Annotated in this window: 11 protein-coding genes and 1 tRNA gene; 6 read left to right on the top strand and 6 right to left on the bottom strand. The window is 64.2% G+C overall.

Features of this window, described 5'->3' with window-relative positions; translation table 11 throughout:
- Window positions 1-71 precede the first annotated feature (71 nt).
- On the bottom strand, window positions 72-1,088 hold the full coding sequence (locus tag MXC11_RS11850) for an integrase arm-type DNA-binding domain-containing protein (RefSeq protein ID WP_250010385.1): 1,017 nt from the start codon (window positions 1,086-1,088) through the stop codon (window positions 72-74).
- 137 nt (window positions 1,089-1,225) lie between these two features.
- On the opposite strand from MXC11_RS11850, the gene MXC11_RS11845 reads away from it, so the two are divergent.
- Window positions 1,226-1,324 (top strand) — tRNA-OTHER (locus tag MXC11_RS11845).
- 326 nt (window positions 1,325-1,650) lie between these two features.
- Here MXC11_RS11845 and MXC11_RS11840 read toward each other — a convergent pair.
- On the bottom strand, window positions 1,651-5,292 hold the full coding sequence (locus MXC11_RS11840; protein WP_250010384.1) for a response regulator: 3,642 nt from the start codon (window positions 5,290-5,292) through the stop codon (window positions 1,651-1,653).
- A 192-nt stretch (window positions 5,293-5,484) separates the two neighbouring features.
- Between MXC11_RS11840 and msrB the strand changes: the two genes are divergently transcribed.
- Both msrB and msrA read left to right on the top strand, forming a co-directional pair.
- On the top strand, window positions 5,485-5,985 hold the full coding sequence (gene msrB, locus MXC11_RS11835; protein WP_250010383.1) for a peptide-methionine (R)-S-oxide reductase MsrB: 501 nt from the start codon (window positions 5,485-5,487) through the stop codon (window positions 5,983-5,985).
- Between the two features lie 4 nt (window positions 5,986-5,989).
- Window positions 5,990-6,607, top strand: a complete 618-nt coding sequence (gene msrA, locus MXC11_RS11830) for a peptide-methionine (S)-S-oxide reductase MsrA (protein ID WP_250010382.1) — start codon at window positions 5,990-5,992, stop codon at window positions 6,605-6,607.
- A 43-nt stretch (window positions 6,608-6,650) separates the two neighbouring features.
- Here the strand turns inward: msrA and MXC11_RS11825 are convergent, their stop codons facing one another.
- Window positions 6,651-7,094: a hypothetical protein gene (locus MXC11_RS11825; protein WP_250010381.1), complete on the bottom strand. Its 444-nt coding sequence runs from the start codon at window positions 7,092-7,094 to the stop codon at window positions 6,651-6,653.
- 139 nt (window positions 7,095-7,233) lie between these two features.
- Window positions 7,234-8,844: a methyl-accepting chemotaxis protein gene (locus MXC11_RS11820; RefSeq protein ID WP_250010380.1), complete on the bottom strand. Its 1,611-nt coding sequence runs from the start codon at window positions 8,842-8,844 to the stop codon at window positions 7,234-7,236.
- 274 nt (window positions 8,845-9,118) lie between these two features.
- Between MXC11_RS11820 and MXC11_RS11815 the strand changes: the two genes are divergently transcribed.
- Window positions 9,119-10,318: an EAL domain-containing response regulator gene (locus tag MXC11_RS11815; RefSeq protein ID WP_250010379.1), complete on the top strand. Its 1,200-nt coding sequence runs from the start codon at window positions 9,119-9,121 to the stop codon at window positions 10,316-10,318.
- Between the two features lie 13 nt (window positions 10,319-10,331).
- Here MXC11_RS11815 and MXC11_RS11810 read toward each other — a convergent pair whose 3' ends face one another.
- Window positions 10,332-11,231 carry a LysR family transcriptional regulator gene (locus MXC11_RS11810; protein ID WP_250010378.1) on the bottom strand — a complete coding sequence of 300 codons (900 nt, stop codon included), beginning with the start codon at window positions 11,229-11,231 and terminating at the stop codon, window positions 10,332-10,334.
- Between the two features lie 115 nt (window positions 11,232-11,346).
- Between MXC11_RS11810 and MXC11_RS11805 the strand changes: the two genes are divergently transcribed.
- Window positions 11,347-12,690 (top strand): amidohydrolase, encoded by a 1,344-nt coding sequence (locus tag MXC11_RS11805; protein WP_250010377.1) that lies wholly within the window; start codon window positions 11,347-11,349, stop codon window positions 12,688-12,690.
- 110 nt (window positions 12,691-12,800) lie between these two features.
- The gene (locus tag MXC11_RS11800; RefSeq protein ID WP_250010376.1) at window positions 12,801-14,753 is read left to right on the top strand and encodes an alkaline phosphatase D family protein; all 1,953 of its coding nucleotides are present in this window, start codon (window positions 12,801-12,803) and stop codon (window positions 14,751-14,753) included.
- Window positions 14,754-14,834: 81 nt separating this feature from the next.
- On the opposite strand, the gene MXC11_RS11795 is transcribed toward MXC11_RS11800, so the two are convergent.
- Window positions 14,835-15,065, bottom strand: a 231-nt coding sequence (locus MXC11_RS11795; protein ID WP_250010375.1) for an aldehyde dehydrogenase family protein, incomplete at its 5' end; no start/stop codon positions are given.

Below are 15,065 nucleotides of genomic sequence, written 5' to 3'. Positions count from 1 at the left end.
TGTCTACTCATCGAACACCTCTCTAATGGCGATGATTTTCGCCTAAATCGGTGTCCGGGATCAGTAGACCACTACACCTTGCTGGAGAAGTGGCTGGGGAACAACCACGGGTAGTTGGCCCCAAACACCGCCTTGTTGTCCTCCACCTGGGCGCGTAGGAGCGCCAGCAGCCGGTTACCCAGAGGGAGGTCGAACGCCCTTCGTGGGCCACCCTTTGGGTCTGGGATGTGGATGAAACCTCGCTCCCAATTGACATGCTCCGCTCGGGCCGCCTCCGCCGCACCCTTGCGGCTGCCGGTGAGCGCCAGGAAATAGTAGAACGACCGGGTGACAGGGTTCCTGAGACCATCCATGGTGTCGAAGAACTGCGCCCAGTCCGTCACCACCAACGTCCGCCGGTTCTCCGCGTTCCAATCCACAGCATCCGTCGGGCAAGGTGGGAGGTTCCGCATCTTCCTGGCCGCGCTCCGATAAACAGCCCGAAGTAGTCTCATCGTCTGGTTCGCAGCCACTGGGCCGTGGTCGTGGGTTATGTCCCTGTGCAGTCTATCCACGCCCAGAGGGTCGTTCCCGACTTCCTCCAGCGGGCGGCCCACCCAACCACCCAGGTAACGCTCTGCGAGCTTTTCGTAGCCCGAGATGGTGCTGGACCTGCGGCCCTTGCGCTGGCAGACCTCCACGTAGGCGTCTATCGCGTCGCCCAGGGTGTAGGCCGGGGCCGGGGCGGGCTGTGCAACCTCCTGGGCCGGTGCCTTGGTGTTCGGGTCGATGCCTGCCTTGAGGCTGGCGATAACTTCCGCCGCCTTCGCCCGAACGGCCTCGATTGAGAGGAACTGCTGGGCGTCGCCCAGGCGAACGCGCCTCGTCCCGAGTTTGATGCGCCTGCCGCTGGCGTCGCGCTCCTGGGCGTAGAAGTCGCGCTGTACAGCGAACGACTTGGAGTTCGCATTCACGACAACCATCAGCCCAGGGACAAGGGTATCCCGGACGGAGTACGATAGGACGCGCCCGGAGGTTGGGTCGCGCTCGGCGGGTGGCAGGTTCTCGACAAAGCGAATCGTTAGCTTGGTTGGGGCGTACTTCGGCATGATGAGGGCTCCTCGCGGTTGGCTGGGCAGGGAGCGCACCGCCTGCGCACCGTCTGCGCCTCGGACTAGGTATGCCCCTGGATGCCAAATTGTTGGATTACCCGACGATCTAGCCAATCATTTTGTTGAGATGCGGAGCCTAAATGCCTCTAACTGCCGCCAAATGATGGAAAAATGTGAACTTAAAATCCCTCGACCGCAAGGTCATGCCGGTTCGAGTCCGGCTTCGGGCACCAATGACACACTTCCGACTTGATCCAGATTCACCCAAAACACGCTGAAACCCACGAAAACCGGCCACTTGAGCCGGTTTTCCTTGCATCTGGACTTGCCAGGCTTCAAAGAGATATCCCCCATGAATAGGGGTACGTTACGGGGTATGCTGCTTCGATACAGGATATTCACCACCCTGAGGCCTCACCCCCGCACATCCTCCTCACCGCCCATACAGGCATGCCGAGCCACCTTATTGCCCGGCTGCGCGGGACGACGGCGGCGGTATCGCCTATAAAGCCACAACCCAACCACAACACCTGCGCCCAACCACCACACGCTGTCCCCCTCAAGCATCACGCCTTTCCTCGCCGCTGACCGGATGTGCGCGCAGTATCTGCAAGGCCTGCGGGAAGTCAAAGCCATTGAGTGCCTGGGCAAAGGCCGCAAACTCACTGCCCAGACCAGCACGCACCAAGGCTTGGTGACGGGCAAACACATGCTTGCTGTCACCATCATCGAAGGCCAGCAGAGCAATCAGTTGCTGGCGCACAGCCGGCCACTCACCCATATTAATACTGGCCTCCTCCACCTCGCTCTCGACCTCGGGCAGCTGCGCGTCCAGCTGACGGATCAACGCCTCCAAGGCCTGCGCCAACGGCTCGATCAGCGGCATCAGCGCCGCATCCTCTTGCCCAGCACGGATGGCCTGTTCAAGCGTAGCCGCCTGGGCGCTGATCCCCTCCGCCCCAATCTGCGCCGCCACGGACTTGAGGCTATGAGCAAGACGCTCAGCCTCATCGCGGGCGCCACGGACCAGCGCCTCACGGAGTTGCGCCGCACAGTCACGCTGGCCGCGACAAAAACGACGCAGCAAATGCTGGTAGAAGCCCTCACGCCCCAAGGCACGCTGCAGACCCACCTGCATGTCCAGCCCCTCGATCGGCGGCAATGCACTGACACATGCCTCATCCTCCAGGGCTTCACGCTTTGCGCTCAGCGTGTCGGGAGCCGCGACCTCTGCGGCCTCGGCGGTCGGATGCCGATCTGCCGCCTCAGGCGAGAGACGCACCCAGCGCTGCAGGCTCGCCAGCAGCACGCGCGGATCGATCGGCTTGGCAATGTGATCATTCATCCCCGCCTGCAGGCAGCGTGCCCGGTCCGCGGGCAAGGCATTGGCGGTCATGGCCAGAATCGGCAACTCGCGCCCCTCGGGCATGGCGCGCAGCTGGCGGGTCGCGGTCAGGCCGTCCATCACCGGCATCTGCATGTCCATCAGCACCACGTCGTAAGGGTGCTGACGCACCTTGTCCAGCGCGATCGCTCCGTTCTCGGCCAGATCAACCTGCATGCCAAAGGCCTGCAGAAACTCGCGGGCCACTTCCTGATTGAAGGCATTATCCTCAACCAGCAGCGCCCACGCGCCTTTAAGGTCATTAGCGGCCGGCGCCTCAAGACCACGCTGGGCCGCGCGCTGCTGGGCCAGCCCAAAGTGCTGCAAGAGTGCATTAAAAAGGCCCGAAGGGCTGACTGGCTTGACCAGCACCTCACCGATTCCCAGGCGGGTCGCCCGCTCACGCACCGCCTCACGGTCATCAGCTGTGACCATAAGCACCAGCGGCAGGCGACTCAAGGGTTGCCGGCTCAGCGCCTCGGCCACCGCCAGGCCATCCATCCCCGGCATGTGCCAATCAAGGAAGATCACATCAAAGGGGGCACCCAGGGCATCGGCATCGGCAATCACCTGCAACGCCTGCTCACCACTGCTGGCCTGAGTCGCCTTGAAGCCCATGCCCTGCAGCAGCAGCGCGATCACACTGGCGGCATGGGGATTGTCATCCACCACCAGGGTATTGAGTCCGCGCAGATCCGCCTGCAGCGGGTAATCGCGTACGACCTCACTGCCAGCGTGCAGCGGCACGCTGAACCAGAAGCACGAGCCCTGCCCTGGCGTGCTGTCGACCCCGATCATGCCGCCCATCAGCTCGACCAGCCGCTTGCAGATCGCCAGCCCCAGCCCCGTGCCGCCAAAGCGCCGGGTGATCGAGCTATCAACCTGACGGAAGCTCTCGAACAGTCGGGCACGATCCTCCGCCGAAATACCAATCCCGCTATCGATCACGCTGAAGCGCAGCCCCGGAACCTCATCAGCCAACATCTGGCGCTCCACCCGCAGGATGACCTGCCCCTGCTCGGTGAACTTCAGCGCATTACTGGTCATGTTCACCAACACCTGGGTCAGGCGCAGCGGATCACCGAGTAGCGTGGCGGGCACATCCGGCGCAATGTCCAGGATCATCTCCAGCCCCTTGGCGCTGGCGCGCGCCACGAACAGATCCGCCACCTCGGTGAGCAGTTTTTCCAGCTCGACATCGGTTGATTCCAGCACCAGCTTGTCGGCCTCGATCTTGCTGAAATCGAGAATATCGTTGATGACCCCCAGCAGCAGATGACCGGCCGCCTGGATCTTCTGCAAATAATCACGCACCCGCTCAGGGGGTTCGGCCTGTAGCGCGAGGTGCGTCATGCCCAGCACCGAGTTCATCGGTGTGCGGATCTCATGGGACATGTTGGCCAGAAACTCGGCCTTGGTTCGCGCCGCATCCTCGGCCGACAAGCGCGCCTGCTCGATCGCCGCCCGGGCTGCGCGCTCGGCGGTGATGTCCTCAAGGCTTGAGACAATCCCGAACTCCAGATTGGCCGGATCCACCGCCCGACTCGACAGGCGCACCCAGACCGTCGAGCCGTCACGGCGACGCGCCTCGACCTCACAGGTAAATGCCTGACCGCTGCCAAACAGCGCATAGGCTTGCTGACCGACCCGCTGCCAGTCCTCGGGGTTGGCATAGAGGATGCGATTGCTGTCGCCAATCAGGGCTTCATGCTCATAGCCGAGCATTTCCTCACAGCGCCGGTTGCAGGCGACGATCACGCGATTGTGTGTCATCAGAATGCCAGTGGAGACCGTATCGAAGATGGTCTGCAGCGTCTCGCGCGAGGCGGCCAGCTCGGCACTGGTGCTGGCCAGCTCGGCGGTACGGTCCAGAACACGCTGCTCGGTTTCCTCGAACAGGCGCCGGTAGCGCTCCTCGCTTTCCTGCAGCCGCGCGCGCTTGGCCGCCAGCTCGGCGGTCTTGCGCCGCACCGCCAGGCGGGTCGTCCAGAGCCAGACCAGCAGCACCAGCCAGGTGCCCAGCGTGATCGGCACCAGCCAGCGCAGATATTCCAGCCACTGCGCCGCCTGCCCGGCCAGCGGCGTGCCCAGCCACTTGCGCCGCAACGCTTCGTTTTCCTCGGCGCTGATCAGACGGCTACCGCGCTCGACCTGCGCCAGCAAGGCCGCTTCACCCTTGCGCACAGCGCGGTGAAACTGCCCGGTGTACAGGGTGAATGACTTGCGAAACTCATCCGCCGAGGAGAAGCGGTACAGGTAAAAACTGGCCGGGGCATCATCCAGGCAGATGATCTTGACCTCCAGCTGCTGGGCCGCATGGATCAAGGTGCTGTAATTGTCGTAATAGGCCAGATCGGTAATGCCGTGCATCGCCAGCTGCTCGATACACGCATCGCCGCGCTGCACGCCCACCAGCAGCCCCTTGAGGGTCTGCGGCCCGGAAATCCCGCTGATCGACACATGATTGAAGATGCTGACCGGCAGATCGATGTAGGGCTCGGAATAGCCATACAGCGCCTCACGGGCAGGCGTGCGGTAAATCATGTCGATGACATCAGCCTCACCGCGCAGCAGCATCTGCTGCGCCTCTGCCCAGCGGGTGGCGGTCAATTCGACAGGGATACCGGTCTTCTCCTCCCAGAGTCGCCAGTAATCGACCAGATAGCCCTGCACATTGCCGTCACTGTCGCGGAACAGGTAAGGCGGGTAGTTCTCATCCCCCACCACCCGCAGGGCATCCTGGGCCACAGCCGCCTCGACCAGCACGAGCAGGCACAGCCAGCAGGCTCTCTGCAGGCTTCGTATCACTCGCATCATGCACCTCGCCCCTCTGCGGATCACCCCGATCTTCCCTTACTCTAGCCGGCCTGTCGCCCCATGCCGCACAACCTGCCGCCCCCACAGCCCCAGGCAACGCGCATGGCATGACATATACCGCAAAAAACTGCGCTACCCACCGATGCGGCGGTGGCGCTAGATTTACACCGTTTCCACCGCGGACCGCCCCCTATGAAGCGTCGCCTGCTGCTCAAAAGCCTGCCCCTGCTCACTCTGCTGCCTGCCGGCCTGCGGGCCAGTGCCTCCTCTGTGGGCATTCAGGCCCTGCCGCACGCCCCTGAATACTGGCGCGACCAGGTCTCGCCCAAGGCCTGGAAAATCCTCTTTGAAGAAGCGACCGAGCCGGCCGGCAGCAGCGCCCTGAATGACGAGCACCGCGAGGGTACCTTTGTCTGTGCCGCCTGCTACCTGCCGCTGTTTGACAGCAGCGCCAAATATGAAAGTGGCACAGGCTGGCCCAGTTTCACCCAGCCCATCGAGGGGCACCTGGGGACCAAGCGTGACTTCAAGCTGATCTGGCCGCGCACCGAGTACCACTGCGCGCGCTGCGGTGGTCATCAGGGGCATGTGTTCAATGATGGCCCGCCCCCTCGCGGGGAGCGCTGGTGCAACAACGGCCTGGCGCTGCAGTTCATTCCACGTACCGAGCCACTGCCGGCACTACGAGGCTGACACCATGCGATTGAACACCTTGCGCCACATGGCATTGCTGATCGGCCTGCTGGGCGCCGGACAGAGCCTGGCTGAATCCGCCCCACCGGCGCGCGCCGAGGCGATCTTTGCCGGCGGCTGCTTCTGGTGTCTGGAGAAGGACTTTGACCAACTGGACGGCGTGCTGAGCACCACCTCAGGCTACATCGGCGGGCACCTGCCCAATCCGACTTATGAGCAGGTTTCGGCGGGCAATAGCGGGCATATCGAGGCGGTGCGGGTGGAGTACGATCCGCAGCGCCTGGATTACCCGAAACTGCTCGCCTACTTCTGGCCGAATATCGATCCGCTGAATGCGGACGGGCAGTTCTGCGATACCGGCAGCCAGTACCGCAGCGCGATTTTCTATGCCAATGACGAGGAGCAGCGCCTGGCTGAAGCCTCCCGCGAGACCCTGCAGCGCTCGGCGCGCTTCACGCAGCCGATTGCCACCGAAATCCTGCCGGCCAGTACCTTCTACCCGGCCGAGGACTACCATCAGGATTACGCCACCCGCAACCCGCTGCGCTACCACTTCTACCGGCAGCGCTGTGGGCGTGATGCACGCCTTGCAGAACTCTGGGGCTCACGCCCGGGCCGCTGAGGCGTTTACCCGTCACGCCCTGCAGTGCAGGCCGTGACGCGGCTCAGTCCAGCTCCACTTCATCGCGGATCAGCACGCAGCGGCGTCCATGATCGTCTTCCTGCCAGTCGTACAGGTAATACATCTCCACCAACCCCTCGGCCGTGACCACCGCAACGTAGTCGCCCACCTCCGGAGTGAAGAACTGCCGGCTCTGCGGATCAGCCAGGCACTCGATCAAGGCCGTGCAAAACAGCGCTGGATCGGTCTCGTCGTAATAGGCCGCACAAGCTGCCGCATCCCACTCGCGCGGCGCGACAAACGGCCCCTGAAACAGAATACGGGCATCGCCCAGATCCTCTTCTTCGGCATCCTCATCGCCCTCATCGGCGCGGTACAGGCTGCAATCAAGCGCCTCAGGGGCGGCGAGGATCGCCTGGCGCGCGGCCAGGCGCTGTTGCGGGTCAAGGCCATCGACCTCGCAGAGGGCTTGCCAGATATCGTTCATAGCGGCTTCCGAAGTGAAAAGGGGCTGCAGGCTCATCTTGGCGCGCGGTCGCGACAGCTCGATGACGCTGATGCAGCGCGCGCCATCATAGCAGCCGGCGCGGCACCCTCCGCTGCCGCGCCGCCGCGTTTCAAGCACTTCAGAACACCGGCGCCTCGTGATCGGCAGCGCGTGGCGACTCACGGCGCGGCGCACGGGCCACGCCGTCGGTGCGGAAATGCTCCATGTGCTCGCGCAGACGCTCGCTCTGCTCGCCCAGTCGGGCGGAAGCCAGCGCACTTTCCTGCACCAGCCCAGCGTTGCGTTGCGTCATCTGATCCATCTCGGCCACGGCGATATTGATCTGCTCGATCCCGCTGCTCTGCTCACTGGAGGCCGAGGAGATCTCGCTGATCAGCGTGTTGAGGCGCGCCATGTCGGCCACCACCCCCTGGATGACCTTGCCGGTCTCCTGCACGCGCAGGTTACCGGCCTGCACCTGATCGCCAGCGCCATTGATCAGCGCCTTGATCTCTTGCGCCGCCTCGGCACTGCGGCTGGCCAGCCGGCGCACTTCACCCGCGACCACCGCAAAGCCACGGCCCTGCTCACCGGCACGCGCAGCCTCGACCGAGGCGTTGAGGGCCAGAATGTTGGTCTGGAAGGCAATCGAGTCGATCGTCTCGACGATGCTGGCCATCTGGCTGGCGCTGCTTTGAATCGCCTGCATGCTGGACACCACCTGCTCCATCGACTGCCCGCCCTGACGGGCGCTGGCAGCGCAGTTGGAGGCCAGATTACGGGCCTGGGCAGCATTTTCGGCGTTCTGCTTCACCGTCGAGGTCAGCTGCTCCATGGTCGAGGCGGTTTCCGCCAGCGCTGCCGCTTGCTGATCGGTGCGAGAGGACAGCTCCGCGTTCCCATCATTGATCGACAACGCAGCCTCATTGACCGCCTGAGCGCTGTGCTGGATTTCACCGACAATCCCCGACAACTGCGCAGCCATGCGGGAGATGGCTGCCAGCAGGCTGCTGTCATCCCCGGCCGCCAGGCGCGGACGCACACCCAGATCCCCCGCCGCAATCTGACGCACCACATCGGCGGCATACAGCGGATCACCGCCTAGGCTTTGATCGAGCTTGCGGATCACCCAGGTCATCAGCACGCTCAGCAAACCACCAACCACCAGCAGCTCGATGATCACCCCCAGCAGTTTGTTGAAGAAGGCTGCGTTGACATCACTGACATAGACGCCGGTCCCCACATACCAGCCCCACGGCTCAAACAGCGCGACATAGGAGCGCTTGTTTTCAGGCTCGCCAGTGCCGGCATGCGCCCAGCGGTAATCGGTAAAGGCGCTGCCACCCGCCGCGTCCGCCGCCTTGACGAACGCCTGGAACAGCAACTGACCATCGACATCCCGGAACTCTTCCAGCGGGGTATCCACCGGAATGGTCGGGTGGCTGACGTTGTAATACTCACGGTCGAAGACGAAGAAGTAACCGCGGCCCTGATCGTAGCGCATCGATTTCAGCAGTTCGCGGGCATAGACCTGCCCGGCTTGCAGGTCCATGCCACCCCGCTCCACCTGCGCAGCCACATCGCTGAGCAGCGACAGAACGATCGCGGTCTGCTCCTGCGCCTTGCTCTCACGCTCGCTCATGATCACCGAGCGGGTGGTCCAGGCCCCCCAGGCGGCAATGACCAGCATGGCAATCCATGCTGCCGCCAGAATGCTCCAGAGTTTCTGTTTGATCGTCAGTGTGCCCATGGCATGACCTGCTGAAATGACGGAAAGGGTTTAGCGATAACCTGCAGCATAGACGACTTGCGCTCCATATCGTAACGAGACCTTTATCGCAGAGATTTTTTGTACAGGGTCACAACTAAGGCTGCCGTCACCTGAGCACCCGTCCTCCCGGTGAGGGCGCCTCACGTTACACGCGGCCTGTGATGCTGGGGTAGGTCCAAAGCCATAACATCCGCTAATCTGTAGCCATTCATTCGTTCTTTATGGCAGATCGTCTGTCCGGGGCGCCTTTTCCATGAATATCCTCATCGTCGATGATGACCCGCTGATCTGCCGGCTACTGACCCGGCAACTGCGCGACCTTAGCCTTGAGCAGGTGCATGTCTGCCACCAGGCCAGCGACGCGCTGGCCTGGCTCGCCGAGCATCCCGAGACCGGGCTGGTCTTTTGTGATCTACAGATGCCTGAACTGGATGGCATCGAGTTCATCCGCCACCTTTCCGGCATGACCTACGGCGGCGCGCTGGTGCTGATCAGTGGCGAGGAGGATCCGCGCCTGCTGCACAGTGCCCGGCGCCTGGCCCGTGCCCACGGGCTGAACGTCCCGGGCGCCCTGCAAAAGCCGATAGACCGCACACAACTGGCGCAGCTGATACCACTCTGCAGCGCCGCATCAGCCCAGACCGGTACACGCGGCGCCCGCATCCCGCATACCCGCGACGACCTGCTGCACGCGCTGGAGCAGCGGCAAATCGTCAACCACTACCAGCCCAAGGTGACCTTTCAGAAAGGCGCCGTCGTGGGGGTCGAAGCGCTGGCGCGCTGGCAGCACCCACAGCTCGGTTTGGTCGGCGCCGATCACTTCATCCCGCTGGCCGAGGCGTGCGGCCTGATCGATCCGCTGTTCCGGCAGATCCTGCAACAAGCCTTGCAGGATGCCCGGCGCTGGCATGCCAACGGTCACCCGCTGCATGTGGCGGTCAATGTGTCGGCCAAGAACCTGCATACCCTGGATCTGCCAGACCTGATTGCCAGCGAGACGGCGGCAGCGGGTCTGCCGTTGTCCTGCCTGACGCTGGAGATCACCGAAAGTCATCTGATCGAGGACCTGCAGACCACCCTGGACATCCTCACGCGGCTGCACCTCAAGCGCATCAAGCTGTCGATTGATGACTTTGGCACCGGCCATTCCTCGCTGGCCCAGTTGCGCGATATTCCCTTCAGCGAGCTCAAGCTCGATCGCAGCTTCGTGCACGGCGCAGCCCATGATCCGGCCCGGCGCAGCATCCTCAATGCCAGCCTGAAGATGGCCGCCCAACTGGGCATGCGCACCGTGGCCGAAGGCGTGGAAGATCAGAGCGACTGGGACTATCTCTACCAGGCCGGCTGTGATCTGGCACAGGGCTGGCTGATTGCCCGCGCCATGCCGGAGGACGCCCTCAGTGCCTGGCTCGAACAATGGCCCCAGCAGCGACAGGCACTACTGGGCTTGTAACGGTATTGCGGCGTCAGTCGTGAAAGTGCGCCGCAACAAAGGTGCGAAACAGCCCGACCGCCGGTGACTCACTGCGCCCGGCCAGACGCACCAGCGCGTACTGGCCGAACCGCTCGCTGTGCGGCGTGATGCGCAGCTCCTGCAGACGCCCCGCCTGCAGCGCGGCACGGGCGCTGGCGAAGATCCCGAAGAACACCGCATCGCTGCCCTCCACCACCTCCAGAAGCCCAGCCACATCCTCGCAGTCGATGGTCATCAACTGACGGGGATGGGCCTCCTGGCCGAGCTCGAGCATCAGGTTGCGGGCAATCTCGTCACTCAGCGGCATCGAGGCCACGGGATACGCGCGCAGCGCCGGCAGCGTGACGGTCTCCAGCGCCAGCAGCGGATGCCCGCACCGGCACAGGAAACCGCCGCGCAGCGAGGGCAGGCGTTCAATCTGCAGCTCATCGGATGCACTCAGCGCCCGATAATCGATGGCGATCACATCCACTGCCTCATCATGCAGGGCCTGCAGCAACAGCGGCACCGAACCGCGGGCAATCTTCACCTGCACCCGCGGATACCGGCTGGCCATATGGCGCAGAAACGGCGTCATCAGGATCGAAGCCGGTGTCGGGCCCAGGCCGACATGCAGCTGCCCCAACTCGCCACTGCGCAGGCGCTCGATGCTGCTGCGCAGTTCCGCCGCCTCGCCGAGCATGCGCCGGGCATGGATGACCACCTGCTGGCCATAGGCGGTCAGTGCATTGCGCTTGCCCACCCGGTCGATCAGCCGCACTCCCAGCTCCTGCTCCAGCGCCTGCAGGCTGCGGCTCAGGGCCGGCTGGGTCAGACACAGCGCTTCGGCCGCCTTGCGAAACGAGTGATGCTCGGCCAGCGCCAGCAGATGGCGTAGATGAGTGAGATTCACTGATCACACTCTGTTATCAAAAAAATGAAAATTACGCATTAGACGCATCATACAGCCCTTTGTATGGTCGCTCCTCGGGTCATATCGGCCCGAATGCCTTTTCGGAGCACCCATAATGACAACAACAAGACTTGCCCCTCACGCCCTTGCCCTCGCCCTGAGCAGCGCCCTGTTTGGCTTGAGCAACACCGTCCAGGCCGTCGAGCCTGCTGCGCTGGCCGAAATCCAGACCCGCGTCGCCGCGGTGGAGCCGCGCATGATCGGCTGGCGCCGCGACATCCACCAGCACCCGGAGCTGTCCAACCAGGAGCAGCGCACCGCCAAGCTGGTGGCTGACCACCTGCGCAAACTCGGCATGGAAGTGACCACCGGCGTTGGCGGCACCGGCGTCGTTGGCCTGCTCAAGGGCGCCAAGCCCGGCAAGATCGTGGCGCTGCGCGCCGACATGGACGCCTTGCCGATCAAGGAGCTGACTGGACTGCCGTTCGCCTCCAAGGCCCGCGGCCTGAACATGGGTCAGGAAGTTGACATCATGCACGCCTGTGGCCATGACGGACACACCGCGATCCTGATGGCCACCGCCGAGGTGCTGGCCGGCATGCGCGAGCAGATCAGCGGCAGCGTCAAGTTCATCTTCCAGCCCGCTGAAGAAGGCCACTCCGAAGTGCCCAAGGATGAGGAGGCACCGATTGGTGCCCGCGCGATGATCGCCGCCGGCGTGCTGGAAAATCCCAAGGTGGATGCCATCTTTGGCCTGCACCTGATCCCCGCCTTCCCCACCGGCACCGTGGCCTATCGGCCCGGCCCGATCCTCGCCTCCGGCGACGCCTTCGCCCTCAAGGTCAGCGGCAAGCAAACTCACGGCGGCTTCCCGTGGAATGGCATCGATCCGATTGTCAGCAGCGCGCAGATCATCCTCGGCATGCAGACCATCGTCAGCCGCCAGCTCAACCTGGCCCGCGAGCCGGCGGTGATTTCCATCGGCTCGATCCAGGGCGGCAACCGCGAGAACATCATCCCAGAGAGCGTCGAACTGCTCGGCACCGTGCGCACCTTCGATGACGGGATGCGCGATGAAACCCTCAAGCGCATGCAGGTCACCGCTGAATCGATTGCCGCCGCCAGCGGGGCGCGAGCGGAGCTCAAGGTGCTCAAGCCCGGCTATGCCACCACGGTCAACGATGCCACGCTGACCGAGCGCATGGCACCGACCCTGCAGCAGGTCACCGGCGGCAAGGCGATCACCGCGCCGAAACTGAGCGCCTCGGAAGACTTCTCCGCCTATCAGCAGAAGGTACCCGGACTGTTCTTCTTCCTCGGCTCCACTGATCCCAAGCGTCAGGACCCGAAGACCGCTCCGCCGAACCACTCGCCCTATTTTGACATCGACGAAGCGGCACTGGCGGTCGGCGCCCGCAGTATGGCGGCCCTGGCGCTGGACTTCCTCGCCCAGCCCTGACGCGGTGCTCCGTGGCCCCGTGCCAAGCCGGAGCGCACCCGCCACGCAGGGTCGGCCCAGGTGCTAAAGTAGCGCGCTCAACGCTGCATACCCGCTACCCAGAGCCGTCCATGCCCCTTGACGCCCCCTGCACCGCCGCCCCACCCGCCCTGCCCGACCTGCTGGCGGGGCCGCTGCTACGCCGCCTGGAAGCCCAGCGTCTGGTGCTGTGGCTGGTCGCCAGTCGCCCGCTGACACTGACCCTCGAACTGGACTGGCCGGGTGGCAGCCTGCGCCAGACGCTCGATGCACCGCACTGCCAATGCCTGCCGGTAGGCCGGCACGCCTGGCTGCACCTGATTGATCTGCCCCTGGCCGAGGCTTTGCCCGCCGATACCCTGATCGATTACGACCTGTGCAGCGATGGCCAGCGTCTGGCTGATCTGGCCCCGCACCTGCTGTACCCGGGGCAGACGCGCCTGCAGTTCGTGCGCCGCGCTCGTCACGATCACCTGCTGCACGGCTCCTGCCGCAAGCCGCACCATGCCAGCGCAGACGGTCTGGCGCTGGCCGATCGCGTACTGGAGGAAAGCCTGCAGCAGCCATCCCAACGCCCGGCCTGGCTGATGCTCAGCGGCGACCAGATCTATGCCGATGACGTTGCCGGTCCCATGCTGGTCGCCATCCACGCGCTGATCGAGCGGCTGGGGCTGTTTGATGAGTGTCTGGAAGGTGCGATGGTCAGCGACAGCCAGGCGCTGTATCGCCATGCCGACAGCTATTACCAGCGCGAGCGCCTGCTGCCCGCCTGCGACGCCAACCAGGCGCTGCGCGAGCGCTTCTTTGGCGGCGCCCGCAAGCCGGTGTTCACCAGCGCCAGCGCCCATAACCATCTGGTGACCTTTGCCGAGGTCATGGCCATGTACCTGCTGTGCTGGTCGCCGGTGCCCTGGCGGCTGATCAGCCCGCGCATCCCGCCGCTGACCGCCGCCCAGCAGCAACGCTATGCCACGGAGCTTCGGGTGCTCGATGGCTTTGTCGGCAGCCTTGATCGGGTGGCGCGCGCGCTGTCGCAGGTGCCTTGCCTGATGATCTTTGATGATCATGACATCACCGATGACTGGAACCTCTCCGCCCAGTGGGAAGCCAGTGCCTACGGCCACCCCTTCTCGCGGCGGATCATCGGCAATGCACTGCTCGCCTACCTGCTCTGCCAAGGCTGGGGCAATGATCCTGATGTCTTCCAGGCACTGATGCCAGATCTGCAGGCGCTGCTGGCTCAGGCGCAGGCCGCCGATAACCGCCTGGATGCTCGCCCGCAGGATGAGTTGATCGGAGCGCTGCTGCGCTTTCGCCGCTGGGGCTATCGCCTCAGTGGCCAGCCCACCCTGCTGGTGCTCGATACCCGCACCCAGCGCTGGCGCAGCGAAAGCCGCCTCAGCCGCCCCTCCGGGCTGATGGACTGGGAAGCGCTCTGCGAGCTGCAGCAGGCCTTGCTCGACGAGCCGGCGGCCATCATCGTCTCGCCGGCACCGATGTTCGGCGTCAAGCTGATCGAGGGGATCCAGCGCCTGTTCACCTGGGCGGGCTACCCGCTGCTGGTCGATGCAGAAAACTGGATGGCGCACCGCGGTAGCGCCCAGGTGATGCTGAACATCTTCCGCCACTCACGCACCCCGGCCCACTACGTGATCCTCTCCGGTGATGTGCACTACTCGTTCAGCTACGACATCCGCCTGCGCCAGCGCGAAAGCGGACCGCATCTGTGGCAGATCACCAGCAGCGGCCTGAAGAATGAATTCCCGCGCCGTCTGCTCGATAGTTTCGATCGCCTCAATCGCTGGCTGTATGCGCCACGCTCGCCGCTCAACTGGCTGACTAAACGCCGGCCGATGCTCATCATCCCGCACACCCCCGATCGCGGCACCCGCGGCGAGCGCTTGTGGAACGGTGCCGGGTTGGGACAGGTGCATCTCGATGCCGAGGGGCGCCCGGAGCGCATCGTGCAGCTCAATGCCGATGGCTCGCCCGCCACACGCTTCGTTGCTCATCGTGATGATCGAGAGGGAGCCCCACAGGGCTGAGGGCTGCCTGCCGCACGCGCTATCTGGCGTGCGACAGGCAGAAAAGAGGCCCCGGAAAGCGGACGCTGCCGGGGCACAGGCTCAGAAGAAGCCCAGCGGATTGATGTCGTAGCTGACCAGCAGGTTCTTGGTCTGCTGGTAGTGGTCGAGCATCATCTTGTGGGTCTCGCGCCCCACACCAGACTTCTTGTAGCCACCGAACGCCGCGTGCGCCGGGTACAGGTGGTAGCAGTTAGTCCACACGCGGCCAGCCTTGATGCCGCGCCCCATGCGGTAGGCGCGATTGATGTCGCGGGTCCACACGCCGGCGCC

Origin of the sequence: Pseudomonas eutrophicaquae, from assembly GCF_023544715.1 — a bacterium.
GTDB lineage: Bacteria > Pseudomonadota > Gammaproteobacteria > Pseudomonadales > Pseudomonadaceae > Geopseudomonas.
The sequence above is the reverse complement of the archived record's forward strand: the minus strand, read 5'-3'. Positions and strand labels throughout refer to the sequence as shown.

Coding starts and splice junctions, on each gene's coding strand:
- MXC11_RS11840 (WP_250010384.1), bottom strand. CDS start 5,292: ATGATGCGAGTGATACGAAGCCTGCAGAGAGCCTGCTGGCTGTGCCTG.
- MXC11_RS11815 (WP_250010379.1), top strand. CDS start 9,119: ATGAATATCCTCATCGTCGATGATGACCCGCTGATCTGCCGGCTACTG.
- msrB (WP_250010383.1), top strand. CDS start 5,485: ATGAAGCGTCGCCTGCTGCTCAAAAGCCTGCCCCTGCTCACTCTGCTG.
- MXC11_RS11805 (WP_250010377.1), top strand. CDS start 11,347: ATGACAACAACAAGACTTGCCCCTCACGCCCTTGCCCTCGCCCTGAGC.
- MXC11_RS11825 (WP_250010381.1), bottom strand. CDS start 7,094: ATGAACGATATCTGGCAAGCCCTCTGCGAGGTCGATGGCCTTGACCCG.
- MXC11_RS11850 (WP_250010385.1), bottom strand. CDS start 1,088: ATGCCGAAGTACGCCCCAACCAAGCTAACGATTCGCTTTGTCGAGAAC.
- MXC11_RS11820 (WP_250010380.1), bottom strand. CDS start 8,844: ATGGGCACACTGACGATCAAACAGAAACTCTGGAGCATTCTGGCGGCA.
- msrA (WP_250010382.1), top strand. CDS start 5,990: ATGCGATTGAACACCTTGCGCCACATGGCATTGCTGATCGGCCTGCTG.
- MXC11_RS11800 (WP_250010376.1), top strand. CDS start 12,801: ATGCCCCTTGACGCCCCCTGCACCGCCGCCCCACCCGCCCTGCCCGAC.